This is a genomic window from Cellulomonas sp. ICMP 17802 (assembly GCF_041295535.1).
Taxonomy (GTDB): Bacteria; Actinomycetota; Actinomycetes; order Actinomycetales; family Cellulomonadaceae; genus Cellulomonas.
The window spans coordinates 1-26,559 of the sequence record NZ_JBGFQZ010000039.1 but is presented as its reverse complement, the minus strand read 5'-3'; the positions used below and the strand labels follow the sequence as shown (position 1 = coordinate 26,559).

General features: G+C 74.2%; 28 protein-coding genes. 23 read left to right on the top strand and 5 right to left on the bottom strand.

Annotated features, from left to right (window positions below; translation table 11 throughout):
- The 11 genes from AB5970_RS17910 to dnaE all read left to right on the top strand — a co-directional run.
- A partial coding sequence (locus AB5970_RS17910) for a cell division protein FtsQ/DivIB (protein ID WP_370505306.1) occupies nucleotides 1-856 on the top strand: 856 nt, incomplete at its 5' end.
- A gap of 200 nt (nucleotides 857-1,056) precedes the next feature.
- Nucleotides 1,057-2,313, top strand: a complete 1,257-nt coding sequence (gene ftsZ, locus AB5970_RS17905; protein ID WP_370505305.1) for a cell division protein FtsZ — start codon at nucleotides 1,057-1,059, stop codon at nucleotides 2,311-2,313.
- 7 nt (nucleotides 2,314-2,320) lie between these two features.
- Nucleotides 2,321-3,064: a peptidoglycan editing factor PgeF gene (gene pgeF, locus AB5970_RS17900; protein ID WP_370505304.1), complete on the top strand. Its 744-nt coding sequence runs from the start codon at nucleotides 2,321-2,323 to the stop codon at nucleotides 3,062-3,064.
- Nucleotides 3,065-3,225: 161 nt separating this feature from the next.
- Nucleotides 3,226-3,705: a cell division protein SepF gene (locus AB5970_RS17895; protein WP_370505303.1), complete on the top strand. Its 480-nt coding sequence runs from the start codon at nucleotides 3,226-3,228 to the stop codon at nucleotides 3,703-3,705.
- Nucleotides 3,706-3,708: 3 nt separating this feature from the next.
- A complete protein-coding gene (locus AB5970_RS17890; RefSeq protein ID WP_370505302.1) occupies nucleotides 3,709-3,993 on the top strand; it encodes a YggT family protein in 285 nt (94 codons plus the stop codon).
- 129 nt (nucleotides 3,994-4,122) lie between these two features.
- Complete coding sequence (locus AB5970_RS17885) at nucleotides 4,123-4,806, top strand: DivIVA domain-containing protein (protein ID WP_370505301.1); 684 nt, start codon at nucleotides 4,123-4,125, stop codon at nucleotides 4,804-4,806.
- 163 nt (nucleotides 4,807-4,969) lie between these two features.
- Entirely contained in the window at nucleotides 4,970-5,431 is a 462-nt protein-coding gene (locus tag AB5970_RS17880; RefSeq protein WP_370505300.1) for a TraR/DksA family transcriptional regulator, read from the top strand.
- A gap of 20 nt (nucleotides 5,432-5,451) precedes the next feature.
- Nucleotides 5,452-6,063, top strand: a complete 612-nt coding sequence (locus AB5970_RS17875; RefSeq protein WP_370505299.1) for a signal peptidase II — start codon at nucleotides 5,452-5,454, stop codon at nucleotides 6,061-6,063.
- Nucleotides 6,056-6,994 (top strand): RluA family pseudouridine synthase, encoded by a 939-nt coding sequence (locus tag AB5970_RS17870; RefSeq protein WP_370505298.1) that lies wholly within the window; start codon nucleotides 6,056-6,058, stop codon nucleotides 6,992-6,994. Before AB5970_RS17875 ends, AB5970_RS17870 begins: the two co-directional genes overlap by 8 nt.
- Complete coding sequence (locus AB5970_RS17865; protein ID WP_370505297.1) at nucleotides 6,991-7,470, top strand: GNAT family N-acetyltransferase; 480 nt, start codon at nucleotides 6,991-6,993, stop codon at nucleotides 7,468-7,470. Before AB5970_RS17870 ends, AB5970_RS17865 begins: the two co-directional genes overlap by 4 nt.
- Before the next feature lie 83 nt (nucleotides 7,471-7,553).
- Entirely contained in the window at nucleotides 7,554-11,093 is a 3,540-nt protein-coding gene (dnaE, locus tag AB5970_RS17860) for a DNA polymerase III subunit alpha (RefSeq protein WP_370505296.1), read from the top strand.
- Between the two features lie 28 nt (nucleotides 11,094-11,121).
- Here the strand turns inward: dnaE and AB5970_RS17855 are convergent, their stop codons facing one another.
- The gene (locus tag AB5970_RS17855; protein WP_370505295.1) at nucleotides 11,122-11,340 is read right to left on the bottom strand and encodes an RNA-binding S4 domain-containing protein; all 219 of its coding nucleotides are present in this window, start codon (nucleotides 11,338-11,340) and stop codon (nucleotides 11,122-11,124) included.
- 100 nt (nucleotides 11,341-11,440) lie between these two features.
- On the opposite strand from AB5970_RS17855, the gene hisD reads away from it, so the two are divergent.
- From hisD to AB5970_RS17805, 10 genes are all read left to right on the top strand, one after another.
- Nucleotides 11,441-12,763, top strand: coding sequence for a histidinol dehydrogenase (hisD, locus tag AB5970_RS17850; RefSeq protein ID WP_370505294.1), 1,323 nt, complete (start codon nucleotides 11,441-11,443; stop codon nucleotides 12,761-12,763).
- A 97-nt stretch (nucleotides 12,764-12,860) separates the two neighbouring features.
- Nucleotides 12,861-13,883: a 3-oxoacyl-ACP synthase III gene (locus AB5970_RS17845; protein ID WP_370505293.1), complete on the top strand. Its 1,023-nt coding sequence runs from the start codon at nucleotides 12,861-12,863 to the stop codon at nucleotides 13,881-13,883.
- The gene (locus tag AB5970_RS17840) at nucleotides 13,880-16,435 is read left to right on the top strand and encodes an alpha/beta fold hydrolase (protein WP_370505292.1); all 2,556 of its coding nucleotides are present in this window, start codon (nucleotides 13,880-13,882) and stop codon (nucleotides 16,433-16,435) included. Before AB5970_RS17845 ends, AB5970_RS17840 begins: the two co-directional genes overlap by 4 nt.
- Complete coding sequence (locus AB5970_RS17835) at nucleotides 16,432-17,427, top strand: NAD-dependent epimerase/dehydratase family protein (protein WP_370505291.1); 996 nt, start codon at nucleotides 16,432-16,434, stop codon at nucleotides 17,425-17,427. Before AB5970_RS17840 ends, AB5970_RS17835 begins: the two co-directional genes overlap by 4 nt.
- A gap of 9 nt (nucleotides 17,428-17,436) precedes the next feature.
- Entirely contained in the window at nucleotides 17,437-18,552 is a 1,116-nt protein-coding gene (locus tag AB5970_RS17830) for a histidinol-phosphate transaminase (protein WP_370505290.1), read from the top strand.
- Entirely contained in the window at nucleotides 18,549-19,163 is a 615-nt protein-coding gene (hisB, locus tag AB5970_RS17825) for an imidazoleglycerol-phosphate dehydratase HisB (RefSeq protein WP_370505289.1), read from the top strand. Before AB5970_RS17830 ends, hisB begins: the two co-directional genes overlap by 4 nt.
- On the top strand, nucleotides 19,163-19,642 hold the full coding sequence (locus tag AB5970_RS17820) for a hypothetical protein (protein ID WP_370505288.1): 480 nt from the start codon (nucleotides 19,163-19,165) through the stop codon (nucleotides 19,640-19,642). Before hisB ends, AB5970_RS17820 begins: the two co-directional genes overlap by 1 nt.
- 79 nt (nucleotides 19,643-19,721) lie before the next feature.
- Entirely contained in the window at nucleotides 19,722-20,366 is a 645-nt protein-coding gene (locus tag AB5970_RS17815) for an imidazole glycerol phosphate synthase subunit HisH (protein ID WP_370505287.1), read from the top strand.
- Nucleotides 20,363-21,103 carry a bifunctional 1-(5-phosphoribosyl)-5-((5-phosphoribosylamino)methylideneamino)imidazole-4-carboxamide isomerase/phosphoribosylanthranilate isomerase PriA gene (gene priA / locus AB5970_RS17810; protein ID WP_370505286.1) on the top strand — a complete coding sequence of 247 codons (741 nt, stop codon included), beginning with the start codon at nucleotides 20,363-20,365 and terminating at the stop codon, nucleotides 21,101-21,103. Before AB5970_RS17815 ends, priA begins: the two co-directional genes overlap by 4 nt.
- Nucleotides 21,100-21,831, top strand: coding sequence for an SseB family protein (locus AB5970_RS17805; protein WP_370505285.1), 732 nt, complete (start codon nucleotides 21,100-21,102; stop codon nucleotides 21,829-21,831). Before priA ends, AB5970_RS17805 begins: the two co-directional genes overlap by 4 nt.
- On the opposite strand, the gene AB5970_RS17800 is transcribed toward AB5970_RS17805, so the two are convergent.
- Genes AB5970_RS17800 through AB5970_RS17790 form a run of 3 tightly spaced genes read right to left on the bottom strand, consistent with a single transcriptional unit; the run spans nucleotide 21,828 to nucleotide 23,629 of the window.
- A complete protein-coding gene (locus AB5970_RS17800; RefSeq protein ID WP_370505284.1) occupies nucleotides 21,828-22,229 on the bottom strand; it encodes a spore germination protein GerW family protein in 402 nt (133 codons plus the stop codon). The two genes, AB5970_RS17805 and AB5970_RS17800, sit on opposite strands and share 4 nt — an antisense overlap.
- 15 nt (nucleotides 22,230-22,244) lie before the next feature.
- On the bottom strand, nucleotides 22,245-22,970 hold the full coding sequence (locus AB5970_RS17795; protein ID WP_370505283.1) for a trypsin-like peptidase domain-containing protein: 726 nt from the start codon (nucleotides 22,968-22,970) through the stop codon (nucleotides 22,245-22,247).
- Complete coding sequence (locus AB5970_RS17790; protein WP_370505282.1) at nucleotides 22,967-23,629, bottom strand: hypothetical protein; 663 nt, start codon at nucleotides 23,627-23,629, stop codon at nucleotides 22,967-22,969. Before AB5970_RS17790 ends, AB5970_RS17795 begins: the two co-directional genes overlap by 4 nt.
- Nucleotides 23,630-23,744: 115 nt before the next feature.
- Here AB5970_RS17790 and AB5970_RS17785 point away from each other — a divergent pair, with 115 nt between their 5' ends.
- Nucleotides 23,745-25,040 carry an MFS transporter gene (locus AB5970_RS17785; protein ID WP_370505281.1) on the top strand — a complete coding sequence of 432 codons (1,296 nt, stop codon included), beginning with the start codon at nucleotides 23,745-23,747 and terminating at the stop codon, nucleotides 25,038-25,040.
- Here the strand turns inward: AB5970_RS17785 and AB5970_RS17780 are convergent.
- Entirely contained in the window at nucleotides 25,021-25,380 is a 360-nt protein-coding gene (locus AB5970_RS17780) for a DUF1844 domain-containing protein (protein ID WP_370505280.1), read from the bottom strand. The two genes, AB5970_RS17785 and AB5970_RS17780, sit on opposite strands and share 20 nt — an antisense overlap.
- Nucleotides 25,381-25,746: 366 nt before the next feature.
- On the opposite strand from AB5970_RS17780, the gene infC reads away from it, so the two are divergent.
- On the top strand, nucleotides 25,747-26,559 hold an 813-nt coding region (infC, locus tag AB5970_RS17775; RefSeq protein ID WP_370505307.1), incomplete at its 3' end, for a translation initiation factor IF-3.

Genomic DNA, 26,559 nt, shown 5'->3' with positions numbered 1-26,559 from the left:
GCCCGACGCGCAGGACACCCCGTCGTTCGGCCGCGCGGTCACCACCTACAGCGCTGGGGGAGCCCGCCGCTACGCGGGTCCCGTCGCGCCGCCCGTGGTCTCGACCAGCTCGGTCGCCCGGTTCGCCGAGCGTGCCCGCGCGCGCCGCAACCTGGCCCGACGCCAGCTGGTCCTCGTGGCCGGGTCCGCGGTCGCCGTGGGCTCGCTCGGCTGGCTGCTCTTCGGCTCGCCGGTCCTCGCGCTCGACCCCACGCAGGTGCAGGTGGACGGCGCGGGCACGGTCGTCGCGGTCGACCAGGTGCTCGCGGTGGTCGACGCCCACGCGGGCACGCCGCTGCCGCGCCTGGACACGGTCCGGCTGCGCGACGAGGTGCTCGACGTGCCCGGGGTCCGCGAGGCGCGGGTGACCCGGGAGTGGCCGCAGGGGCTGGCCGTGGTGCTCGTCGCGCGCGAGCCCGTCGCGGCGGTGCCCGAGGCGGCGGGCGACGCCACGACCCACACCGCCCCCGGGTTCGCGCTGCTCGACATGGACGGCGTGCAGGTCGGCCGCGTGGACGCCGCGCCGGAGGGCCTCCCGGTGGTCGACGTGCCCGTGGGGGACAAGCGCACGCTCACGGCCGTGCTCAGCGTGCTCCAGCAGCTGCCCGCGGACCTGCTCGCCCAGGTGGGCGCCGTCTCCGCGCACACGCAGGACACCGTCACCATGACGTTGCGCGACAACGTCGAGGTCGACTGGGGGAGCGCGCACGAGACCCCGCTGAAGATCGCGGTCCTCTCGGCGCTGCGGGCGTCGCCGGCGGCGGCGGGGGCGACCGTCATCGACGTGTCGGCGCCGCGCCTGCCCATCACCAGGTGAGTTTCGGCACCAAGTCCCGACACGCGCGGCGCGGTCGTTGATCGCGGTCCGGGCGACACCTAGCGTCACGCACTGACAGCACACCTGACATAACTATAACCCTCAAGTAGAGGGTGAAGGTTTCACCGCCGGCCCCGGAGCGTCGTGGCCGGACCCCGCGGCCCAGGGCCGCGACCGGCACAGAACGAGAGGCACCCACCGTGGCAGCTCCGCAGAACTACCTGGCGGTCATCAAGGTCGTCGGCATCGGCGGCGGCGGCGTCAACGCCGTGAACCGCATGATCGAGGTCGGCCTCAAGGGTGTCGAGTTCATCGCCGTCAACACGGACGCCCAGGCCCTGCTCATGTCCGACGCCGACGTCAAGCTCGACGTGGGCCGCGAGCTGACGCGGGGCCTCGGCGCCGGGGCGGACCCCGAGGTGGGCAAGAAGGCCGCCGAGGACCACAAGGACGAGATCGAGGACGTCCTGCGCGGCGCCGACATGGTGTTCGTCACCGCGGGCGAGGGCGGCGGCACGGGCACGGGCGGCGCACCCGTCGTCGCGCGCATCGCGCGGTCGCTCGGCGCGCTGACCATCGGCGTGGTCACCCGGCCGTTCACGTTCGAGGGCCGCCGGCGCTCCGTGCAGGCGGACTCCGGGATCGAGGCGCTGCGGGCCGAGGTCGACACGCTCATCGTCATCCCGAACGACCGGCTGCTGCAGATCTCCGACCGGTCGGTCTCGGTGCTCGACGCGTTCCACTCGGCGGACCAGGTGCTGCTGTCGGGTGTCCAGGGCATCACGGACCTCATCACCACGCCGGGCCTCATCAACCTCGACTTCGCCGACGTGAAGTCCGTCATGCAGGGCGCGGGCTCGGCCCTCATGGGCATCGGCTTCGCCCGCGGCGACGACCGCGCCGTGCAGGCCGCCGAGATGGCGATCTCGTCGCCCCTGCTCGAGGCCAGCATCGACGGCGCGCACGGCGTGCTGCTGTCGATCCAGGGCGGCTCCGACCTCGGGCTGTTCGAGATCAACGAGGCCGCGCGCCTGGTCCAGGAGGCCGCGCACCCCGAGGCCAACATCATCTTCGGCGCGGTCATCGACGACGCCCTGGGCGACGAGGTCCGCGTGACCGTCATCGCCGCCGGCTTCGACTCCGGCTCGCCGACGGTCCGCCGGGACGCCCGCGCGCTCGGTCAGGTCAGCGGCAACTCGGCGGCGCGCCAGGTGCCCGCGGCCCCCCAGGTGCCGACGCCGCGCCCGGTGCTCGACCCCGAGGAGCAGCTGGTCCCGGTCGGCGCCTACGCGCAGAACCGCCCGGCGGGCGCGACGCAGCCCGACGTGCCCGCATTCCTGTCCACCGAGTCGGAGCCGACCCCCATCACGGGTGCGCTCGAGGTGCCGCGGATCTTCACCGAGGACGCGCCCCGGCGGGACCGCGACGAGCTCGACGTCCCGGACTTCCTCAAGTAGGCGGACCGTGTCCGACCTCCCGCCCGTCGTCGAGGTCGATCTCGGCCTCGGCGTCCGGGCCGGGTTCAGCACGCGCGGGGGTGGCGTCAGCCGGCCGCCGTACGACGCGCTGAACCTCGGCTACGGCGTCGGCGACGACCCGTCGGCCGTCGACCGGAACCGCGAGCGGCTCGCCCGGTGGGCGGGCGCGCCCGTCGCGTACGCCACGCAGGTGCACGGTGCCGGGGTGCTGGTCCTGTCGGCGGCGCCGGACCCGGACGCCGTGTCGGTCGGCGAGGCGGACGCGCTGGTGTCGGTGTCCCCGGACGTCGCGGTCGCCGTGCTGGTGGCCGACTGCGTGCCCGTCCTGCTCGCCGACGCCGCCGCGGGCGTGGTCGCCGCGGTGCACGCGGGCCGGCGCGGCCTGGTGGCCGGCGTCGTCCAGGCGGCGGTCGCGGCGATGGTGCGCGAGGGCGCGGACGTGGAGCGCATCCGCGCCGCGGTCGGGCCGGCGATCGCGGGCGAGTCGTACGAGGTGCCGGCCGAGCTGCAGGACGAGGTGGTCGCGATCGTCCCGTCGACCCGGGCGACGACGGCCTGGGGTACCCCGGCCCTGGACCTGCCGGCTGGGGTCGTCGCGGTCCTGCGGTCGGAAGGCGTCGCGAGCGTCGTGGTCGACGGCCGCGACACGTGGAAGGACCCCGCGCTGTACTCGTTCCGGCGCTCGCGCAGCACCGGGCGGTTCGCGGGAGTGGTCCGGCCGCCGGCGTGAGCGCACACCCGCTGGTGAATGCCGAGGTTGTCGGGCGTGTCGCGCCGTGCGTGGTTCGCGCGCGTTGCTAGCGTGACGGCCAGAGGGAGCCCACCGTCGCCGCACGACCGGTGCGGGGGTTCCGGGGTGGTCCGGAGAGATCCGGGGAGGGAGCCAAGGCGATGGCCGGAGCGCTGCGCAAGACGATGCTGTACCTCGGCCTGGCCGACGACCGGTCCGAGCACGAGGACTACCTCGAGGAGTACGACGACCAGGAGGTCGCGGTGCCGCAGGAGTACGAGGCCCAGGTCACGCCGCTGCACCGGCCGACGCGCGCGACCCTGCCCACGCAGGCGCCCGTCGCCGGTGAGCTGCGTCGCATCACGACGATCCACCCGCGCTCGTACAACGACGCGCGCAAGATCGGCGAGGCGTTCCGCGAGGGCACCCCGGTGATCATGAACCTCACGGACATGGACGACGCGGACGCCAAGCGCCTCGTCGACTTCTCGGCAGGGCTCATCTTCGGCCTGCACGGCGCGATCGAGCGGGTGACCAGCAAGGTCTTCCTGCTCTCGCCGGCGCACGTCGAGGTGGCCGGCGAGGCCGCCGGTCCCGCGGCCGAGCCGCCGGCGCGCGCGGGCTTCTACAACCAGAGCTGACGCGTGCACCTCGTCGCCGCACTGCTGTTCTACGTCGTCCTCGCGTTCTTCCTGATCCTGCTCGTCCGCCTCGTGCTCGACTGGGTGCAGTTCTTCGCGCGCGACTGGAAGCCGTCGGGCATCGCCCTGGTGATCGCCGAGGTGACGTACACGGTGACGGACCCGCCGCTCAAGGCGTTGCGCAGGATCCTGCCGCCCATCGGCATCGGATCCGTGCGGCTCGATCTCGCGTTCCTGGTGCTCGTCCTGGGGTGTTCCGTCCTGATGTCGCTGCTCAGCCGGTTCTGAGCCGACGATCCACCCGTCCGTGGGCGTGTCGTGGGGACGTGCGACCCGCCCATTCTCCGCTACCGTGGCCCGAGGCGGTCGGTGGACTGCCGCCGGCCCGACCGAGCACTACCGACTGAGGTGATGACGATGGCTCTGCTGACTGCAGACGAGGTCTTGAACAAGAAGTTCCAGGCCACGAAGTTCCGCGAGGGCTACGACCAGGACGAGGTCGACGACTTCCTGGACGAGGTCGTCAACACGCTGCGCGAGGTGCAGGGTGAGAACGACGACCTGAAGACCAAGCTGGCCGCGGCCGAGCGCCGCATCGCCGAGCTGAGCAGGGCGGGTGCGCAGCAGGCTGCGCCGGCCGCGAAGCCCGAGCCCACGCCCGAGCCGGTCCCGGCTCCCGCGCCCGTCATCGCCGCGCCGGTCGCCGCACCCGCGCCGGTCGTCGCGCCCGTCCAGCCCGCCGCGCGGGCGAGCGAGCCCGAGTCGGCCACGGGGATGCTCGCCCTGGCCCAGAAGCTGCACGACGACTACGTGCGCAGCGGCCAGGAGGAGTCCGACCGCCTGGTGGGCGAGGCCAAGAGCCAGGCCAACCGGATCGTCCGTGAGGCCGAGGAGACGTCGCAGCGCACGCTCGGGCAGCTCGAGCAGGAGCGGTCGCTCCTCGAGCGCAAGATCGACGAGCTGCGCGTGTTCGAGCGCGACTACCGCACGCGCCTGAAGAGCTACCTCGAGAACCTGCTGGGCGACCTCGACAACCGTGGCAACGCGCTGCCGCCGCGCTCGGGTCAGCCGCAGCCGGTCGGAGACGGTCAGAACCTCTGACGGACGGTCCGGCGACCACCCGCCGGTCCCGCACGCCTGCATCACCACAGGTCAGGTCGTCCGCGCACGCCACGCCACGCCGGGTTTCACCCGGCGTGGCGTGTTGTGTCCCTGCCTGTGCCCGCATACAGTCACCTGACTTCGAGGACAGGGGGGCCCGCTCGTGGCCATCAACGACGCGCTGAGCACGGTCGACATCAGCACGGACACCAAGGAGCTCGCCAAGCTCGTCAAGACGTTCCCGGTGCGGGACGGCGAGAAGGCGTGGACGGCTCGCGAGGTCAAGGACATCGCCGAGGAGCTGACCAACGACATCGACCGGCTGACCGGCGAGCTGGCCTCGGCCGACGCCGAGCTGTCGGACCTGCTGCGCAACTCCGGCGACGGGGCGGGCGACGACCAGGCCGACTCCGGCTCGTCGGCGCTCGAGCGCGAGCAGGAGCTCACCCTCGTGAACAACACGCGTGACCTGCTCGCGCAGACCACGCGCGCGCTGGCGCGGATCTCCGCCGGCACGTTCGCCACGTGCGAGTCGTGCGGGAAGGCCATCGGCAAGGCGCGCCTCCAGGCGTTCCCCCGGGCGTCCCTCTGCGTGGAGTGCAAGCAGCGCGAAGAGCGCCGCTGACGCGCACGTAGACTCCTGCGGTGCCCACCACCCCGGACGATCGCCCTGACGCGCCCTCGACGCACCCGCGCCGACGCGCCCTCCTGATCGCACTCTTCTCGATCGCGGCCGTCGTGCTGGTCGTCGACCAGGTGTCGAAGGCGTGGGCGCTCGACGCCCTCGCGGACGGGGAGCGCCGGCAGGTGATCGGCGACCTGCTCGGGCTGCAGCTCGTGTTCAACCCCGGTGCGGCGCTCTCGATCGCGACCGGCATGACGTGGCTGCTGACCGTCGTCGCGACCGTCGTCATCGTCGTGGTGGTGCGGGCGAGCCGGCGGATCGGCAGCACGGCCTGGGCGATCGCCCTCGGTCTGCTGCTCGGTGGCGCGCTGGGCAACCTGGTGGACCGGTGGATCCGGGAGCCCGGACCCGCGCGGGGGCACGTGGTCGACTTCATCGCGTACGCGCACTGGTTCGTGGGCAACGTCGCGGACATCGCGATCGTCGTCGCCGCCGTCATGGTCGTGATCCTCGCGGCGACCGGCGTGCACCTCGACGGGACGCGTGACGGGCACCGCGACGTGGATGCCGACGACAACGGGACCGCGGACGACGCCGGAACCCCGACCGAGCAGACCGAGCAGAATGCCTGACACGCGCGCGATGCCGGTGCCCGACGGGCTCGTCGGTGAGCGGGTCGACGCGGCGCTGTCCCGGCTGCTCGGCCTGTCGCGCACGCGCGCCGCGGAGATCGCCGAGGCCGGGGGCGTGCACCTCGACGGCAAGGAGCTGGGCAAGTCCGACCGGCTGTCCGCGGGCGGCTGGCTCGAGGTCGCGATCCGGGACGTGGTCCCCGCGTCGACCGTCGAGGTCGTCGCCGAGCCCGTGCCCGGCATGAGGATCGTGTACGACGACGACGACGTCGTGGTCATCGACAAGCCGGTGGGCGTCGCCGCCCACCCGTCGCCGGGCTGGACCGGCCCCACTGTCGTCGGCGCGCTCATGGCCGTGGGCTATCGGATCTCGACCTCGGGCGCCGCGGAGCGGCAGGGGATCGTGCACCGCCTGGACGCCGGGACGTCCGGGCTGATGGTCGTCGCCAAGAGCGAGCACGCGTACACCGTGCTCAAGCGGGCGTTCAAGGACCGCACCGTCGAGAAGGTCTACCACGCGCTCGTGCAGGGCCACCCGGAGCCCACCAGCGGCACCATCGACGCCCCCATCGGCCGGCACCCGAGCTCCGACTGGAAGTTCGCGGTCGTGGCGGACGGCAAGCCGTCGGTCACGCACTACGAGGTGCTGGAGATGCTGCCCGCGGCCTCGCTGGTGGAGGTGCACCTGGAGACGGGCCGCACGCACCAGATCCGCGTGCACTTCGCGGCGACCCGGCACCCCTGCGTCGGCGACCTCACGTACGGCGCGGACCCGACGCTGGCGGCCCGCGTCGGCCTGACCCGGCAGTGGCTGCACGCGATGCGGCTCGGGTTCCACCACCCGTCCACGGGCGAGTGGCTGGAGCTGACCAGCGAGTACCCCGAGGACCTCGCGCGCTCGCTCGCGGTGCTGCAGGACGGCTACGCGTGACCTCGGTGGTCCGGGTGGAGACGCCCGAGCAGCGCGCGGCCATGACCGCGATCCGCATGGCGGTGTTCGTCGAGGAGCAGGCCGTCGCGGCCGAGCGGGAGATGGACGCGCTCGACGACGACCCCGCGACGCTGCACGTCCTGGCGCTCGACGACGACGGCACGGCGCTCGGCACCGCGCGCCTGCTGCCGCCGCACCACCCGGGTGAGCCGGCCCACATCGGCCGCGTCGCCGTGAACGCCGCGGCGCGCGGGCTGGGCGTGGGCGCACTGCTCATGGCCGCGCTCGAGGCCGCCGCGCTGGAGCGCTTCGGGGCGGCCGAGGACGGCCTGCGGACCGTGTCCGTCGAGCTCAGCGCGCAGGAGCAGGCGCTCGGGTTCTACGCCCGGCTGGGCTACGTCGCACGACCCGAGCGGTACCTCGACGAGGCCATCTGGCACCGCGACGCGGTGAAGGTCGTCACGGCTCCGGCGTAGGCGCGCCGCGACACGCCGTGCGGCCGCCGACACGGCCCGGCGGCGGCTCGGGAGTGTGGGTGGCCCGACGTAGGATCGCCCGCATGGCATCAGCTGGGGGCTCCGACTTCGTCCACCTCCACGTGCACACCGAGTACTCGATGCTCGACGGCGCGGCGCGCCTGGACGACCTGTTCACCGAGGCCAACCGCCTCGGCCAGACGGCGGTCGCCATCACGGACCACGGGTACCTGTTCGGGGCGTTCGACTTCTGGCAGAAGGCCAGGAACCACGGGATCAAGCCGATCATCGGCGTCGAGGCCTACGTCACCCCGGGCACCAGCCGGTTCGACCAGAACCGCGTGCGCTGGGGCGAGGCGCACCAGGCGTCCGACGACGTCTCGGCGCGCGGCGCGTACACGCACATGACCCTGCTGGCCAAGTCCACGGCGGGGATGCACAACCTCTTCCGGATGTCGTCCCTGGCCTCGCTCGAGGGCCAGATGGGCAAGTGGCCCCGCATGGACAAGGAGCTGCTGAGCACCTACAGCGACGGGCTCATCGCCACGACCGGCTGCCCGTCGGGCGAGGTGCAGACCCGCATCCGGCTGGGGCACTTCGACGAGGCCGTGCGGGCCGCGGGCGAGATGCAGGACCTGTTCGGCAGGGAGAACTACTACGTCGAGCTGATGGACCACGGGCTCGAGATCGAGACCCGGGTCATCAAGGACCTGCGGCGCCTGGCCGAGGCGATCGGCGCGCCCGTCGTGGCCACCAACGACCTGCACTACACCAAGCACGAGGACAGCCACGCGCACGAGGTGCTGCTGTGCGTCCAGTCGGGCTCGACCCTGGCCGACCCCGACCGGTTCAAGTTCGACACCGACCAGTTCTACCTGAAGTCCGCGGAGGAGATGCGGCGCACCTGGGCGGAGATCCCGGAGGCGTGCGACAACACGGTCCTCATCGCGGAGCAGTGCGAGGTGGAGTTCAACACCGACGCCAACTTCATGCCGAACTTCCCCGTCCCGGCGGGGGAGAGCGAGGACTCCTGGTTCATCAAGGAGGTCGAGACCGGCCTGCAGAAGCGGTACCACGGGGCCATCCCGTCGGACGTCCGCACGCAGGCCGAGTACGAGACCGGCGTCATCACCCAGCTCGGGTTCTCGGGCTACTTCCTCGTGGTCGCCGACTTCATCAACTGGGCCAAGGACCAGGGCATCCGGGTGGGCCCGGGCCGCGGGTCCGCGGCCGGCTCGATGGCGTCGTACGCGATGGGCATCACCGAGCTGGACCCGCTCGAGCACGGCCTGATCTTCGAGCGGTTCCTCAACCCCGAGCGCGTGTCCTGGCCCGACGTCGACGTCGACTTCGACGAGCGCCGGCGCGGCGAGGTCATCCGGTACGTCACGGACAAGTACGGCGAGGACCGGGTCGCCCAGATCGTCACGTACGGCACCATCAAGGCCAAGCAGGCCCTCAAGGACGCCTCGCGCGTCCTCGGGTTCCCGTTCGCGATGGGGGAGAAGCTCACCAAGGCGATGCCGCCCGCGGTGATGGGCAAGGACATCACGCTCTCGGGCATCTACAACCCGCAGGACCCGCGGTACGCCGAGGCCGACGAGTTCCGCCAGGTGGTGCAGGCCGACCCCGAGGCGCAGCGCGTGCTCGAGACCGCCCGCGGGCTGGAGAACCTCAAGCGCCAGTGGGGCGTGCACGCGGCCGGCGTCATCATGTCGAGCGAGCCGCTGGTGGACATCGTCCCCATCATGCGGCGCCCGCAGGACGGCGCGATCATCACGCAGTTCGACCAGCCGGGGTCCGAGGCCCTGGGCCTGATCAAGATGGACTTCCTCGGCCTGCGCAACCTCACGATCCTCGACGACGCCCTCGAGAACATCGAGATGAACGGCAAGCCGGCCATCAAGATCGAGGAGGTGCCGCTCGACGACCCGGCGACCTACGAGCTGCTCGGTCGCGGCGACACCCTGGGCGTGTTCCAGCTCGACGGCGGGCCCATGCGGTCCCTGCTGCGGCAGATGCGCCCCGACAACTTCGAGGACATCTCGGCCGTCATCGCGCTGTACCGCCCGGGCCCGATGGGGATGAACTCCCACATCAACTACGCGCTGCGCAAGAACGGCCTGCAGAAGGTCGAGCCCATCCACCCCGAGCTGGAGGCGCCGCTCGAGGAGGTCGTGGGCATCACCCACGGGCTGATCGTCTACCAGGAGCAGGTGCAGCGCGCCGCGCAGAAGCTCGCCGGCTACACCCTGGGTCAGGCCGACCTGCTGCGCCGCGCGATGGGCAAGAAGAAGAAGGAGGTCCTGGACAAGGAGTTCGTGCCGTTCCAGGCCGGCATGCGCGAGCGCGGGTACTCGGACGCCTCCATCCAGGCCGTGTGGGACGTGCTGGTCCCGTTCGCCGGGTACGCCTTCAACAAGGCGCACTCCGCCGCGTACGGCGTGATCTCCTACTGGACCGCCTACCTCAAGGCCAACTACCCGACCGAGTACATGGCCGGGCTGCTCACCAGCGTGCGCGACGACAAGGACAAGTCGGCGCTGTACCTGGGCGAGTGCCGGCACATGGGCATCACGGTGCTCGCGCCCGACGTGAACTCCTCGTCGGCCAACTTCACGGCCGTCGGCAAGGACATCCGGTTCGGGCTGACCGCCGTCCGCAACGTCGGCGCCAACGTGGTCGACGCGATCGTGCGGGCGCGCGAGGAGAAGGGCGCCTTCACGTCCTTCACCGACTTCCTGGACAAGGTGCCCGCGGTCGTCTGCAACAAGCGGACCATCGAGTCGCTGATCAAGGCGGGGGCGTTCGACTCGCTCGGGCACGCCCGCCGCGCGCTGCTGCTGGTGCACGAGCAGGCGGTGGACTCGGTGATCGGCGTCAAGCGCAAGGAGGCCGAGGGGCAGTTCGACCTGTTCGCGGACCTGCTGGGCGGCGACGACGGTGCGCAGGGCTTCGCGGTGGTTGTGCCGGACCTGCCGGACTGGGACAAGAAGCAGCGGCTGGCGTTCGAGCGGGAGATGCTCGGGCTGTACGTCTCGGACCACCCGCTCTCGGGGCTCGAGCACGTGCTCGCCGCGGCGGCGGACGTGTCGATCGCGACGCTGCTGGGCGACGAGCAGCGACCGGACGGCTCGACCGTGGTGGTCGCCGGCCTCATCACGTCGCTGCAGCGCAAGATGTCGAAGCAGGGGAACCCGTGGGCCGCGGTCACCATCGAGGACATGGAGGCCTCGGTCGAGATCATGTTCTTCGGCGAGACGTACCTGGCCTACTCCACGGCGCTGGCCGAGGACGCGGTCGTCGTGATCCGCGGGCGGGTGCGGCGGCGCGACGAGACCATGCAGCTCCAGGCCATGGAGGTCTCGCTGCCTGACGTCTCGCAGGCGGCGGACGCGCCGGTCGTGGTGTCCATGGCCGTCTCCCGCTGCACGCCGCCGGTGGTCGAGCGGCTGCGCGAGGTGCTGTCCACGCACCCGGGCGTCACCGAGGTGCACCTGCGGCTCACCAGCCCCGGCCGGGCCACGGTCATGCGGCTCGACCACGGGTTGCGCGTGGAGCGGTCGCCGTCGCTGTTCGGCGACCTCAAGGCGCTGCTCGGGCCTAGCTGCCTGGCGTCCTGACCGGCCGCCGGGCTGTCGGGGGTGCCCGTCAGCCGACCGTGGCCTCCTTGTAGCCCGTGGGAAGGTCGACCTCGACCACGTCGCCGCGGACCAGCTGCCGGCCGCGGCGGTTCTCGTCCTCGCCGTTCACCGTGACGGCGCCGTCCTCGAGCAGGGCGCGGGCGTGCGCCCCGGAGTCGGCGAGGTCCGCGAGCTTGAGGAACTGTCCGAGCCGGATCGAGTCGTCGGAGATGGGCACCTGGGTCATGGCAGCAGTCTGCCCGCTCCCGGTGCACTGTGGCGCAGCGCACGCCCACCCGTCGGTCCTGCTCAGGCCACCCGTAGATCTCCGTCCTATGCTCAGGAACGTGATCACCCGCATCGACCTGCGCGGTCGCACCCTGTCCCGCCGGGAGCTGCTCGAGCAGCTGCCGCGCGCCGAGGTGGACGTCGAGCACGCGGCCGAGACCGTCGCGCCCATCCTGGCGGACGTCCGCAAGCGGGGTGCCGCCGAGCTGCGCGACCTCGCCGAGCGCTTCGACGGCGTGCGCCCGGTGCACCTGCGGGTGCCGGCCGACGCCGTCGCCGCAGCGGTGGGCGTGCTCGACCCCGACGTCCGGTCCGCGCTCGAGGAGACCATCCGCCGGGTGCGCCAGGTGCACGGGGCGCAGCGCCCCGCCGACTTCACGGTCGAGCTGGCCGTCGGGGCGCAGGTCCGGCAGCGCTGGATCCCGGTCCGCCGCGTCGGTCTGTACGTGCCGGGCGGCCTCGCGGTGTACCCGTCGTCGGTGGTCATGAACGTGGTCGCGGCGCAGGCCGCGGGCGTCGGCTCGCTCGCCGTGGCGTCGCCGCCGCAGAAGGACAACGGCGGCCTGCCCGACGCGGTGGTGCTGGCCACGTGCGCGCTGCTCGGCATCGACGAGGTCTACGCCGTGGGTGGCGCGCAGGCGATCGCGATGTTCGCCTACGGCGCGGCCGGCAGCGACGACGTGGACGGCGAGACGCTGTGCGAGCCGGTCGACGTGGTCACCGGTCCGGGCAACGTCTACGTCGCGGCCGCCAAGCGGCTGGTGCGGGGGATCGTCGGCATCGACGCCGAGGCCGGACCGACGGAGATCGCGATCCTGGCGGACGGCACGGCCGACGCGACGCACGTCGCCGCGGACCTGGTCTCCCAGGCGGAGCACGACCCGCTCGCCGCCGCCATCCTGGTGACGCCGTCGGTCGAGCTGGCCGGTGCGGTCGAGGCGAAGCTCATCGACCGCGTCGACGCCACGGCGCACCGCGGTCGCGTGAGCACCGCGCTGCGCGGCAAGCAGTCGGCGATCGTGCTGGTGGACGACCTCGAGCGCGGCCTCGACGTGGTCAACGCGTACGGCGCCGAGCACCTCGAGATCCAGACCGTGGGTGCCGCGGAGCTGGCCGAGCGGGTGACCAGCGCGGGCGCGATCTTCGTCGGTGCCTACTCGCCCGTGTCGCTCGGCGACTACATGGCCGGCTCCAACCACGTCCTCCCGACCGGCGGCTGCGCCCACTTCGCCAGCGGCCTGGGCGTGCACTCGTTCCTGCGGGCCGTGCAGGTGATCGAGTACGACGCCGAGGCGCTCGCCGCGGTGGCGGACAAGATCGTCGCGCTCGCGGACGCCGAGGGACTCCCTGCGCACGGCGAGGCGGTGCGGGCCCGATTCTGACGCATCTCACCCTCGAGCCGGCGCGCGGACCGCGCCGACCCCGCGACCGCGCCGCCGCGCGAGCCTGCGACCCCCGCCCCCGTCGAGAGGACAGCCTGTGACAGGCAACGCGACGTTCCGCCACCGCGATGTCGCCCTCCTCGCTGTCGTCGGCATCGAGGCGCCGGTCGTGGTCCCGTCACGGGTCTTCGACGAGCGGCTCCAGCCCACGCTCGAGCGGCTGCGGCTGCCTCGCGGCCTGCTGTCCCGCGTGGCCGGCGTGCACGAGCGCCGGTGGTGGGACGAGGAGATGACCTTCGACGACGCGGCCACCGCGGCGGGCGCCAAGGCGCTGGCCGAGGCGGGGATCGACGCCGGGGACGTCGGCCTGCTGATCAACACGTCGGTGACCCGCACGTTCCTCGAGCCGTCCGTGGCGTCGCGGATCCACTCGGGCCTGTCGCTGCCGTCGAGTGCGCTGGGCTTCGACCTGACCAACGCCTGCCTGGGCTTCGTCAACGGGATGACCCTCGCCGCGCAGCTGATCGACTCGGGGCAGATCCGGTACGCCGTCATCGTGAACGGTGAGGACCCGCGGCCGACGCAGGAGGCGACGATCGAGCGGCTCACCTCGCCGACGACCACGCGCGAGCAGTTCCTCGAGGAGTTCGCGACGCTGACGCTGGGGGCCGGCGCGGCCGCGGCGGTGCTCGGCCCGGCCCACCTGCACCCGGGCGCGCACCGGCTGATCGGCGGCGTGGCCCGGTCCGCCACGCAGCACCACGACCTGTGCGTCGGCGGGGTCGACGGCATGCGGACCGACCCCGGGGGCCTCCTGGCTGGCGGGCTCGAGCTCGTGGTCGACGCCTGGAACGAGGCGCAGCCCGAGTGGGACTGGGCCGGCGTCGACCGCATCGTCACGCACCAGGTCTCGTCGGTGCACACCCGCTCGATCGTCGAGGCCCTGGGCCTGGATGCCGAGCGCGTGCCGACGACGTTCCCGCGGTGGGGGAACGTCGGCCCGGCCGCGCTGCCGATGACCCTGGCCGAGCAGTCCGACTCGCTGCGCACGGGCGACCGGGTGCTGTGCATGGGCGTGGGCTCCGGCCTGCACACCGCCATGGCCGAGATCGTCTGGTGACGGCGGCGTCGCACCCGCCGGCGGACGTCCTCGAGGCCGGCGGGATCGACCCGCGCTGGTCGCGGGTGGTCGAGGTGGGGGCGCGGACGTGGCACCTGCTCGACAACGGCCCGACCCTGCCGGGCGAGCCCGTCGGGACGCTGCTGTGCGTGCACGGCAACCCGACGTGGTCGTTCCTGTGGCGCCGCCTGGTCGCCGCGGGCGCGCGGGCCGAGCGCCCGTGGCGCGTGATCGCCGTCGACCAGCTGGAGATGGGGTTCTCGGAGCGGACGGGCGAGCAGCACCGGCTGGCCGACCGGGTGGCGGACCTCGGCGCCCTGACCGACCACCTCGGCCTGACCGGTCCGGTGGTCACGGTCGGGCACGACTGGGGCGGCGTGGTCAGCCTGGGCTGGGCGCTCGACCACCCCGACCTGCTGGCCGGGGTCGTGCTGACCAACACCGCGGTGCACCAGCCGTCCGGTGACCCGCTGCCCGCCGCGCTCCGGCTGGCCACCGCGCCCGGCGTGCTGCCCGTGGGCACGGTCACCACGCCGGCGTTCCTCGAGACCACGCTCGCGCTGGCGCACCCCCGCCTCGAGCCGGCGGTCGCCGACGCCTTCCGGGCGCCGTACCGCACGACCGAGCGTCGCGCGGGGATCGGGGGGTTCGTCGCCGACATCCCCGCGTCGCCGGACCACCCGAGCCGGGTCGAGCTGGACCGGATCGCCGACGGCGTCCGGGGGCTCGACGTGCCCGCCCTGATCCTGTGGGGGCCGCGCGACCCCGTCTTCTCGGCGCGCTACCTGCGGGACCTGCGCGACCGGCTGCCGCACGCCGACGTGCACCGGTTCGAGGGCGCGGGGCACCTGGTGGTCGAGGACGCCGACGTCGCCGGAGCGGTGCTGCGCTGGCTCGACGCCGCCCGCGGCACCCCGACCCCGCCGGAGGCCCCGACCGCGCCGTTCCGCGCCCTCGGCGCCGCGCTCGCGGACCGCGCGCTCGACCAGGGCACGGCGCTGGTCGAGCTGGCCGGACCCCGGTCTCGCCGGGCGTCCTGGGCCGCGCTCGCGGCGCGGACCGAGCAGCTGGCGCGGGGCCTCGCGGCGAGCGGCGTGCGGCCGGGCGACCGGGTCGCGCTGCTGGTGCCGCCCGGTGTCGACCTCACGTCCGTCCTGTACGCGTGCCTGCGGCTCGGCGCGGTCGTGGTCGTCGCCGACGCCGGCCTCGGGGTCCAGGGCCTGACGCGCGCCGTGCGCGCGGCGGAGCCGACGGTGGTCATCGGGATCGAGCGGGCGCTGGTCGCGGCGCGCTGGCTGCGCTGGGCCCCGACGCTGGTGAGCGCCGGCCCCCTGCGCGCGGGCGTCCGGCAGGCGCTGGGGGTGAGCGCGTCCCTCGACGAGCTCGCGGCAATGGGCCGCGCCTCGACCGAGGACCTGGCGTGGCCCGACGCGGACGCCGACGCCGCGGTGCTGTTCACGTCGGGCTCGACCGGACCCGCCAAGGGCGTCGTGTACACGCACCGCCGGCTCGCGGCCATGCGCGACGCCGTCGCCCGCACGTACGGGATCGGACCCGAGAGCCCGCTGGTCGCCGCGTTCGCGCCCTTCGTCCTGCTCGGCCCGGCGCTCGGCGCCACGAGCGCGAGCCCGCACATGGACGTCACCGCGCCCGGCACCCTCACGGCGGAGGCGCTCGCGGAGGCCGTGCGGGCGATCGACGCCGCGGTCGTCTTCGCCTCGCCCGCCGCGCTGCGGTCGGTGGTCCGCACCGCCGACGGCTCCGAGCAGGCCGCGCTCGCGGGCGTGCGGCTCTTCCTCTCCGCCGGCGCGCCGGTCGGGCGCGAGCTGCTCGAGGCCGCCGCCCTGCTGATGCCCGCCGCCGAGGCGCACACGCCGTACGGCATGACCGAGGCCCTCGTGGTCGCGGACGTCTCGCTCGACGAGCTGCGCGCGCTGCCCGCGGGCGACGGGGTGTGCGTCGGGCGGCCGGTGCCGGGGGTGCGGGTGGCGGTCAGCGCGCTGGACGCCGACGGCGACGCGACGGGAGCCCCCGCGCAGGCGCCGGGGGTCACCGGCGAGGTGCTGGTCGCCGCGGCCCACGTCAAGGAGCGGTACGACGGGCTCTGGCTCACCGAGCAGGCGTCGTCGCGGGACGCCGGCTGGCACCGGACGGGCGACGTGGGACACCTCGACGACGCGGGCCGGCTCTGGATCGAGGGGCGCCTGGCCCACGTGCTGGTGACGTCCGCCGGGGTCCGGACGCCCGTGGGGCTCGAGCAGCGGGTCCAGGCCGTGCCGGAGGTGGTCGCCGCGGCCGTGGTCGGGGTCGGCCCGCGGGGCGCGCAGCAGGTCGTCGTGGTCGTGCAGCCCGAGGTGTTCTCGCACGGCCCGGTCGTCGCGGGGCCGGCCCTGGCCGCCGCCGTGCGGGCGGCCGCGGAGGGGACCGAGGTGGCCGCCGTCCTCGTGGTCGAGCAGCTGCCGACGGACGTGCGGCACAGCTCGAAGGTCGACCGGTCCCGCGTCGCCGTCTGGGCCGAGCGGGTGCTGTCGGGGGAGCGGGCCCGGCTGTGACGCGGGTCCTGGTCACGGGCGCCAGCGGCATGCTCGGGCGGGCGGTCGCCGAGCGCCTGGTGGCGGACGGCCACGACGTGCGCACCCTGCAGCGCAGCCCGTCGCGGGTCCGTGGCGCCCGGGACGTGGCCGGCTCGGTGACGGACCCCGTCGCGGTCGCCGCCGCCCTGGACGGCCGCGAGGCCGTCGTGCACCTGGCCGCGAAGACGTCGATCACGGGGCCGCTCGAGCAGTTCGAGGCCGTGAACGTGGGCGGCACCCGGCTGCTGCTGGACGCGGCGGCGTCGGCGGGGGTCGGGCGGTTCGTGCACGTGTCGTCGCCGTCGGTCGCCCACCTGGGCCGGTCGCTCGCGGGCGCCGGAGCCGGTCCCGCCGACCCGGAGCACGCGCGCGGGCACTACGCCCGCACGAAGGCGGCGGCCGAGCTCCTGGCGCTCGCCGCCGACGACCCGGGCGGGCTGCGCGTCATCGTGGTCCGGCCGCACGTGGTCTGGGGCCCGGGGGACACCCAGCTGGTCGGGCGCATCGTCGACCGGGCGCGCGCGGGCCGCCTGCCGGTGCTCGGGGACGGCGCCGCGCTCATCGACACCACCTACGTCGACAACGCGGTCGACGCGCTCGTGGCGGCGCTCGGCGCGCGGGAGTCGGTCTGCGGGGAGGCGTACGTGGTGACCAACGGCGAGCCGCGCCCGGTGGTCGAGCTGCTCGCCGGCATCTGCGACGCCTGCGGCGTGCCGGTGCCGCGCCGGCACGTGCCCGCCGCGCTCGCCCGCGGCGCCGGCTCGGTCCTCGACGCGGCCTTGCGGGCGCTGCCCCTGCCGGGCGAGCCCCCGCTGACCCGGTTCGTCGCCGAGCAGCTGTCGACCGCGCACTGGTTCGACCAGCGGCGGACGCGGGAGGCGCTCGGCTGGGAGCCCGCCGTGAGCCTCGACCAGGGCATGGTCCGTCTGGCGGAGTGGACGGCCCGGCAGGCGTCGGCCGCTGCTCCCTAGACTCGGCACGTGACTGCTGATCTCGCCCGACCGGCGCTGCCGCTGCGCCCGGACCTCGTCGGGCTCGAGCCCTACGGCGCCCCGCAGCTGGACGTGCCGCACCTGCTCAACGTCAACGAGAACCCGTACGCGCCCGCGCCCGACGTGGTCGCGGACATCGCCGCGGCGGTCGCGGACGCGGCGCACGGCCTGAACCGCTACCCCGACCGCGACTTCGAGGCGCTGCGCGCCGACCTCTCCGCGTACCTGCAGGTGGAGTCCGGCGTGGCGCTGGCGACCGACCAGGTGTGGGCGGCGAACGGCTCGAACGAGATCATGCTGCACGTCCTGCAGGCGTTCGGGGGCCCCGGCCGCACGGTGCTGTCGTTCGCGCCCACCTACTCGATGTACCCGGAGTACGCCCGCGACACGTTCACCGGCTGGGTGGCCGGCCGCCGCGAGGAGGACTTCGGTCTCGACCCGGACGTGGCCCGCGCGGCGATCGCCGAGCACGCGCCGTCGGTCGTGCTGCTGGCCAGCCCGAACAACCCGACCGGCACCGCGCTGCCCGCGTCCACCGTGCTCGCGGTGCTGGACGCCGCCGCACGCGTGCCGGGGGGCTGCGTGGTCGTCGTCGACGAGGCCTACGGGGAGTTCCGGCGCGCCGGCACGCCGTCGGCCCTCGAGCTGCTGGCCGACCACCCCCACCTCGCGGTGAGCCGGACGATGTCGAAGGCGTTCGGGCTGGCGGGCGCCCGCGTCGGCTACCTCGCCGCCGCCCCGGCGCTGGTCGACGCCCTGCGCGTGGTCCGCCTGCCGTACCACCTGTCGGCCGTGACGCAGGTGGTCGCCCGGGCGGCGCTGCGGCACGCGCCCGCGCTCATGGCGCAGGTGGGGTCGCTGCGCGACGAGCGCGACGCCCTCGTGGTCTGGCTGCGGGAGCGCGGGCTGCGCGTCGCCGACTCCGACGCGAACTTCGTGCTGTTCGGCCTGTTCGACGACCGGCACGCGATCTGGCAGGGTCTGCTCGACCGTGGGGTGCTCATCCGTGAGGTGGGGCCCGACGGGTGGCTGCGGGTGTCGGTCGGCACCCCGCAGGACATGGTGGCGTTCCAGGACGCCCTGGTGGAGGTGGCAGGACTGTGAGCCCCAAGAGTGGCGGCCGTACCGCGCGCATCGAGCGCGCCACGAGCGAGTCGAGCGTCCTGGTCGAGCTCGACCTGGACGGCACCGGCCGCACCGACATCTCGACGACCGTGCCGTTCTACGACCACATGCTCACGGCGCTGGGCAAGCACTCGCTCATCGACCTCACGGTCAAGGCCACCGGCGACACCCACATCGACGCCCACCACACGGTCGAGGACGTCGCGATCACGCTCGGCGAGGCGCTGCGCGAGGCGCTGGGGGACAAGCGGGGGATCTCGCGGTTCGGCGACGCCACCGTGCCGCTCGACGAGGCCCTCGCGCAGGCGGTCGTCGACGTGTCCGGCCGGCCCTACCTCGTGCACACGGGGGAGCCCCTCGGCCAGGAGTACCACCTGATCGGCGGGCACTTCACCGGCTCGCTCACGCGGCACGTCCTGGAGTCGATCGCGCACCACGCCGCGTTCAGCATCCACGTCCGCGTCCTGGCAGGGCGGGACCCGCACCACATCGTCGAGGCCCAGTTCAAGGCCCTCGCCCGGGCGCTGCGGTTCGCGGTCGCGCTCGACCCGCGGGTGGACGGGATCCCGTCGACGAAGGGCGCGCTCTGATGACCGACGAGCTTCCCGACGACTTCGAGGTCCCCGACGACCTGTCCTCGCTGCTCGACGGCTCCGACGAGGAGCCGTCGGTCGTGCTGGTGATCACGCAGGTCGCGCAGCCCGCACCGCTCGCTGCGGCGTGCGCGATCGCGAAGGTCGACGTCGACGTGGTGCCGACGCCGATCGGCGCGATCGCGGTCCTGCGCGACCCGCGTGCGGCGGCCGACGGCGCCGGGGCCATCTCGAAGCTGCTCCGCACGCTGCCGGTCATCCTGCTCGAGCGCCGCGAGGGCCAGATCACCGCCACCCGGTGGACCGCGGGCGAGCAGGGCGACCAGCTGCCCGCCGGCCTGGTGCTCTCGGAGGCGCCGGCGGTGCTGGAGGACCTGCTGCTCGGGTCTGTCCAGGCCGGCGAGGTCGAGGGCGTCATGACCAGCGTCGGGATGTCGCGCTGGCAGGCGATGCGCCTGATCGCGAAGCGCCGCTAGGACCGCCCGGCGCCGGGGTCGCCGTCTCGCGGACCGGCGCCCGGCCCGGGGCTCTCGCGCCCGCGGGTACCGTGGTCCGGTGCCCGCCCAGCCCTTCGTCGTCGTGCTCGACCACGGTCCCGACGACCACGCGCCGCTGGTCGAGGCCCTGACGCGTGCCGGCGCCGCCGTCGAGGTCACGTCCGACAAGCGCACCGCGCTCGTCGCCGACGGGCTGGTGGTCGCGGGCAGCGGTCCGTTCGTCGACGTGATGGCCGGGCTGCGGGCCGTCGGGGCGGACCAGGTGGTCGACCGCCGCCTCGCCGGAGGTCGCGCGGTGCTCGCGATCGACGTCGGGATGCACGCCATGTTCGCGGAGGGGCCGGGCGCCGAGGGCCTCGGGGAGTGGCCGGGCGTCGTCGACAGCGCGCCGGCGGCCGGGCCGGGACCGCTGGCGGTGCCGGACGGGTCACGCCTGTTCGTCGGGCTGGCCGGCGCCGAGTTCCACTTCGCGCACACCCACGCCGCCCGGGCCTTCCCCCTGCTCGACGACTGGCCGGCGGACACCCGGCTCGTCGTCCCGGTCGTCGTCTTCACCGCGGGACCGGACCCGGTCGTCGCGGCCGTCGAGAACGGCCCCCTCACCGCCCTCCTGCTGCGCCCGGAGCACTCCGGCGACGCCGGCGCCCAGGTGCTCGCCCGCTGGGTCGAGTCCCTCCCCACCACCCACGGAGACCACGCATGACCGACCGCCTCGAGCTGCTGCCCGCCGTCGACGTCGCCGACGGGCAGGCCGTGCGCCTGACCCAGGGCGCCGCCGGCACCGAGACCGGCTACGGCGACCCGCTCTCGGCCGCCCTCGACTGGTACGCCGGCGGCGCGGAGTGGATCCACCTGGTCGACCTCGACGCGGCGTTCGGGCGCGGCTCCAACGCGGCCCTGCTGGCCGAGGTGACCGCCGAGCTCGTCGCCAAGGGCGTCAAGGTCGAGCTGTCGGGCGGCATCCGCGACGACGCGTCGGTCGAGCGCGCGCTGGGCACCGGCGCGACGCGCATCAACCTGGGCACCGCGGCGCTGGAGAACCCGGAGTGGACCGCGCGCGTGATCGGGACGTACGGCGAGCAGATCGCGGTGGGCCTGGATGTGCGCGGCACCACGCTGGCCGCGCGCGGGTGGACCCAGGAGGGCGGCGACCTCTGGGAGGTGCTCGCCCGCCTCGAGGACGCCGGCTGCGCCCGCTACGTGGTCACCGACGTGAACAAGGACGGCATGCTCAACGGTCCGAACGTCGACCTGCTGCGCCAGATGTGCGCGCGCACCGACGCGCCCGTGATCGCGTCCGGCGGCGTGTCCAGCCTCGAGGACGTCCGCGTGCTGCGCACGCTCGTGCCCCTGGGCGTCGAGGGCTCGATCGTCGGCAAGGCGCTCTACGCGGGCGCGTTCACGCTGCCCGAGGCGCTGGACGTCGCCGGCCGCCCGTGACGGGACGCGAGCTCCCGCCCTCGTCGCCGTTCGCCGGTGACGACGGCACCGCCGACCCCGCCGTCGCGGCGGCACTGGCCGCGCTGGACGCGGGGTCCGGCACGGTCGCGGCCGTCGTCGACGCGCTCGCGGGCACGCGCGTGCTGGTCCCGGTCCTGGCCGAGCTGGAGGTCGAGGACACCGTCGTGCACGACGGCCACGAGCACGTGGTCGACAAGGAGGCGTCGGCCGGCATCGTCGCGCTGCGCGCCCCGGACGGACGGACCGCGCTGCCGGTCTTCACGTCGGTCGCGACGATGGCGGCGTGGCGGCCGGACGCCCGGCCCGTGCCGTCGGACGTCGCCCGTGCGGCGCTCTCGGCGGTGACCGAGGGCTGGGAGGTGCTGGTGGTGGACCCGGGCGGGCCCACCACGGTCCTGGTCCCGCGTCCGGCCGTGTGGGCGCTGGCCCAGCAGGAACGCTGGCGCCCCGCGGTCACGGCGGACGGCGTCGACCCGGAGCTGCGCGCGGCGGTCGCGGCCGCGGTCGGAGCGGTCCCGGGCGTGGTGGCGGTCGACGCCGTGCCCGGCACCCGCGCCGAGGTGGCCGTGGTGGTCGACCTGGTCGCCGGCCTGGACCGCGCGGGCCTCGACGCGGTGCTCGCGCAGGTCAACGCCGCGGTCGCGGGGGTCGAGCTGGTGGCCACGCGGGTGGACTCGCTCGAGCTGCGCCCCCGCGCGGCTCGCTAGCGGCGCAGGCGCCCGATCGCCCAGGCCAGGGCGAAGGCGGTCGCGGCGATCGCCCCCACGAGCTGGCCGCCGAGGATGACGCGGTTGACGTCGAGGGCCGGCCGCCAGTGCGCGCCCTCTCCGTCGACGACGAACACGCCGACGGCCTTGACGTGCACGCCGTACCCGCCGCCCCCGCCGTGGCCGGTCTGGGCGCCGGCCGGGGCCTCGTCGCCCTCGGCCGCGTGCGCTCCCACCTCGCCCGAGCCCGAGCCGGAACCGGTCCCGCCCCAGATCTTGGCCACGGGGATCACCAGGACCCCGTCGCGCTCGTACGCCTCGCCGAACACGCGGCGCACGGTCAAGGTGTCGTTCACGGCCCGCGTGACGTCGGCGGGGTCGAAGTGCGGGATGGCCATGATGTCCTCCGAGGGTCAGCCGGTGCAGGGAGCGGTGGGGGTGAACGACGCCGCGTCGTCCAGCATGCTCCGCAGCGTGCTCACGGGCACCACAAAACTGTGCCCGTTCGCGTCCTTGGCGTACACCACCCCGACCACCCGCCCGTCGGCGTCCAGCACCGCCGACCCCGAGCTGCCGTGCTCGACGCGAGCGTCGGTGACGTAGACCGTGCCGAGGGTCTCGTTGAGCGGATCGGTCTCGCTGGAGACCACGCGGCCCGTCGTCACGGTCAGGGCCCGTCCGAGCGGGTAGCCGACGACGGTGACCGCCGCGCCGATCTCCGGGTCGGCGGCCGCGAGCTCCGGCGCCGCGGGCAGCGCGTCCTGCGTGCGCACGATCGCCAGGTCGGCCAGGTTCGCGGTGCTCGCGGCAGCCGCGGTGAGGTCGCGGCCGTCGTACGTGGAGATCTGCAGCGTCGACGCGTCCTTCACCACGTGCCGGTTGGTCACCAGGGTGTGGTCGTCGAGCGCGAAGCCCGAACCCGTCGACAGCGTCCCGCACCCGATGTTGCGGATCCGCACCGCCATCCGCTGCGCGGCGTCGAAGCCGTCGGGGGAGAGGTTGCCGCTGGAGGTGGGCGTCGGCCGGGGCAGGTCGGTGGGCACCACGCTCGTGGGCACCGGCCCGGGCACCGCCGGCAGTGCGCTGCACCCGGCGGTGAGCACCAGCAGCGCCGCGACCAGCGCTGCGCGGCGCCTCATCGCTGGAGCTCGCGCTGCAGCGCCGCGTTGGCGTCGGTCGCCCGCGCGCACACCGTCTGCACGTCGGTGGCGAACTGCGCCAGGGCGTCGGGGTCGTACTGGGCGGAGTCCTGCAGGTAGCCGATGAGGCGCTGCTGCCCGGTGACGCAGGCGGCCAGGGCGGTGGCCACCTGGCCCGCGGCCTGCGAGACGCGCGACTGGTAGTCCGCCAGCTGCTGCTGCGACGCGCTGGTGTCCCCGAGCTGGGCCTTCTCGTCTGCCAGCTGCGTGATCCGCTGCTGCGCGGTGGCCAGCTGCTCGCGCGTGGCCTCGAGCTCCGCCTGGTTGGCCGCGAGGTCCGCCTGCGAGCTCGCCAGCTCGGTGCCGGTCGACCGGGCGAGCGTCTCCCACTTCTGGGCCGACTCCTGCCAGGCGCGGTTCCGGTCCAGCATGCTCGACAGCACCAGCCCGCCGCCCACCAGCGCCCCCACCAGCAGGACGGCGAGCACCACGGTGGCGACCCTCGGGCGTCGCGTCCGGGGAGGGTCGGGCGGCTGCGGGAACGGCTCCGCGGGCAGCCAGGGCCGCACGCCGACGACGGGCACGGCGGTGATCTCCGTCACCGGGCGCGGGACGTCCGGGGGCGTGGGCGCGCTCGCGCGGGGGTCGTCGGACTGCATCCGCCCAGGATAGGAGCGCGTCCTGGCCGGACCGGCCGATCGGGCGCGCGGGAACGCCCGGACCGCCGAGGATCAGCCGTCCGGAGCACCGGCGAGCTCCGGGGACAATCGTGGGATGCCCACGACGACCTACGGAGCCGTGCTGCGCCTGCCCGGCGTCGCGCGCCTCTTCGTCGTCTCCTTCGTCGCCCGCATCCCCGCGGCGATGGTGGGCGTCGTCCTCACGCTGCACGTCGTCTCGACGCTGGGTCGCGGCTACGCGCAGGCCGGGGTGGTCGTCGGCGCCGCGACCGTCGGCATGGCGCTCGGCGCACCGTGGCGCGGACGGCTCGTGGACAAGCTCGGGCTGCGGCGGGCGATCGCCCCGTCCGTGGTGGTCGAGTCGGCCGTCTGGCTCGCGGCGCCGCACCTGTCCTACGAGCTGCTCACCGGCGCGGCGTTCGTCGCCGGGCTGTTCCTGGTGCCGGTGTTCTCGGTCAGCCGGCAGTCGCTGTCGGTCCTGGTGCCGATCCAGCACCAGCGGGCCGCGTTCGCGCTGGACTCGGTCGCGGTCGAGCTGACGTTCATGCTCTCGCCCGTGATCGGCGTGCTGCTGGCCACGCAGGCGTCGACGTCGGTCGCGCTCACGGTGGTCGGCGCGCTGACCGTCGGTGCCGGGGTGCTGCTCATGTGGGCCAACCCGCCCACCCGGAGCGCGCCCTCGGCCGGTCCGGCCCCGGAGCTGCCGAAGGGCCGGCTGCTCACGCCCGGGCTGGTGGTCGTCCTCCTCGCGGGCCTGGCGGCGGCGTTCGTCCTCGTCGGCACCGACGTCTCGCTCGTCGCCACGCTCAACGACGGCGGCCGCTCCGGCGACATCGGCTGGATGATCGCCCTGTGGGCCGGCGGCTCGGTGGTCGGCGGCCTCATCCACGGGGCCACGCACCGCAACCCGTCACCGCTCGTGCTCGTCGCGATCCTGGCCCTGGCCACCGTGCCGGCCGCCTTCGCCACCGGTCACGTGTGGCTGGCGGTCGCCGTCGTGGTCGCCGGCCTGCCGTGCGCGCCCGCGCTGTCGTCCATCAACGCGACCCTGGTCCGCCTGGTCCCGGAGCACCGCCGCGGCGAGGTGATGGGCTGGAGCGGCACCATGGGCACGGTCGGCAACGCGCTCGGCGCGCCCCTGTGCGGCGCGGTGATCGACCGGGCGACCCCCGGTGCCGGGTTCATGACGGCCGCGGTGGTCGGCGGCGGCATCGCCGTCAGCGGGCTCGTGGCCCTGGCGCTGGTCCGCCGCCGCGGTGCCGTCGACGCGCCCGTCGAGGAGCGCGTCGTCCCGCGCCACGTGCCGTCCGTGCGCGGCCGGGTGCGGCTGGTCCGGCACCGCGGCGCCGGCGTCGTGCGGCGCGCGCGGGTCAGACGACCGAGCCGGTGAACTTCTCCCCGGGCCCCTCGCCGGGGGCGTCGGGGAACGGGGACGCCTCGCGGAAGGCCAGCTGGAGCGAGCGCAGGCCGTCGCGCAGCGAGCGGGCGTGCTGGTTGCCGATGTCCGGTGCCGAGGCGGTGACCAGCGCGGCGAGCGCGGTGATGAGCTTGCGGGCCTCGTCCAGGTCGAGGAAGTCGGCCCCCGCCCCGGTGGGTCCGTCCTCGGCGAGCCCGCACTTCACGGCCGCCGCGCTCATGAGGTGGACGGCGGCGGTGGTGATGACCTCGACGGCGGCGACGTCGGCGATGTCGCGGGTCGCGGCGGTGGTGGGGTCGGTGCTCTCGCTCATGGCCCGATCCTCTCATCGGGCCGTCGGTGCTCCGGCGCCGGTTCGGGCGCGCGGCTCTTCTCTGGTAGTCTTGCCAGTCGACTGACCTGGGCTGTGCACGCTGATCCCGCAAGAGATCCGGCGGACGTGGCCCAGGCGCACAAGTGGAGTTCCTCCCACCTGGGCCTCGACTGTTCGGTGCGTTGGATGCGCATCGTCGACAGAGACCGGGTCACAGTCCGCATCGGACGGCGCCAGCCGTTCCGAGAGCGTGAGCATGGCTGTCGGCCAGGCGCACCACGCGGACCTCGAGGCCTCCTCCTGTGACCAGGACGGGGGCCTTCCTCGTTTTCGGCGGTCACCCACGACGAACCTGAGGAGCACCACATCAGCGAGCCCCGCATCAACGATCGGATCCGCGTCGCCGAGGTCCGCCTGGTCGGCCCCAACGGCGAGCAGGTCGGCATCGTCCGCGTGGAGGACGCACTGCGCCTGGCCCAGGACGCCGACCTCGACCTCGTCGAGGTGGCACCTGACGCTCGTCCGCCCGTCTGCAAGATCATGGACTACGGCAAGTTCAAGTACGAAGCAGACATGAAGGCCCGCGAGGCCCGGCGGAACCAGACGAACACGGTCCTCAAGGAGATCCGTTTCCGGCTGAAGATCGACCCGCACGACTACGGCACCAAGAAGGGCCACGTCGAGCGGTTCCTCACGGCCGGCGACAAGGTCAAGGTCATGATCATGTTCCGTGGCCGCGAGCAGTCGCGCCCGGAGATGGGTGTCCGGCTCCTGCAGCGTCTCGCCGACGACGTCTCGGAGCTGGGCTTCATCGAGAGCATGCCCAAGCAGGACGGGCGCAACATGATCATGGTGCTCGGTCCGGTGAAGAAGAAGGCGGACCAGAAGCAGGAGCAGCGCCGTGCGGCGCAGGCTGCTGCGGCGCGCGAGCAGAACGCCGCCGCGGCCGCCGCGGCTGCTGCGGGCACGACGAGCCCGGCACCCGCCGAGCCCGCCGTCGAGACCCCGGCGCCCATCGAGACCCCGGCACCCGTCGAGGCACCGGCCGCCGTCGAGGCACCGGTCGTCGAGACGCCCGCCGTGGCCGAGACGCCCGCGGTCGAGGCGCCGGTCGTCGAGGAGGCCCCGGCTGCCGCCGAGGCCGTCGAGACGCCCGCGCCGGCCGCTCCTCGCCCCGCC

Coding starts and splice junctions, on each gene's coding strand:
- AB5970_RS17895 (WP_370505303.1), top strand. CDS start 3,226: ATGGCCGGAGCGCTGCGCAAGACGATGCTGTACCTCGGCCTGGCCGAC.
- AB5970_RS17885 (WP_370505301.1), top strand. CDS start 4,123: ATGGCTCTGCTGACTGCAGACGAGGTCTTGAACAAGAAGTTCCAGGCC.
- AB5970_RS17870 (WP_370505298.1), top strand. CDS start 6,056: ATGCCTGACACGCGCGCGATGCCGGTGCCCGACGGGCTCGTCGGTGAG.
- dnaE (WP_370505296.1), top strand. CDS start 7,554: ATGGCATCAGCTGGGGGCTCCGACTTCGTCCACCTCCACGTGCACACC.
- AB5970_RS17855 (WP_370505295.1), bottom strand. CDS start 11,340: ATGACCCAGGTGCCCATCTCCGACGACTCGATCCGGCTCGGACAGTTC.
- AB5970_RS17820 (WP_370505288.1), top strand. CDS start 19,163: ATGACCGACGAGCTTCCCGACGACTTCGAGGTCCCCGACGACCTGTCC.
- priA (WP_370505286.1), top strand. CDS start 20,363: ATGACCGACCGCCTCGAGCTGCTGCCCGCCGTCGACGTCGCCGACGGG.
- AB5970_RS17800 (WP_370505284.1), bottom strand. CDS start 22,229: ATGGCCATCCCGCACTTCGACCCCGCCGACGTCACGCGGGCCGTGAAC.
- AB5970_RS17795 (WP_370505283.1), bottom strand. CDS start 22,970: ATGAGGCGCCGCGCAGCGCTGGTCGCGGCGCTGCTGGTGCTCACCGCC.
- AB5970_RS17790 (WP_370505282.1), bottom strand. CDS start 23,629: ATGCAGTCCGACGACCCCCGCGCGAGCGCGCCCACGCCCCCGGACGTC.
- AB5970_RS17785 (WP_370505281.1), top strand. CDS start 23,745: ATGCCCACGACGACCTACGGAGCCGTGCTGCGCCTGCCCGGCGTCGCG.
- AB5970_RS17780 (WP_370505280.1), bottom strand. CDS start 25,380: ATGAGCGAGAGCACCGACCCCACCACCGCCGCGACCCGCGACATCGCC.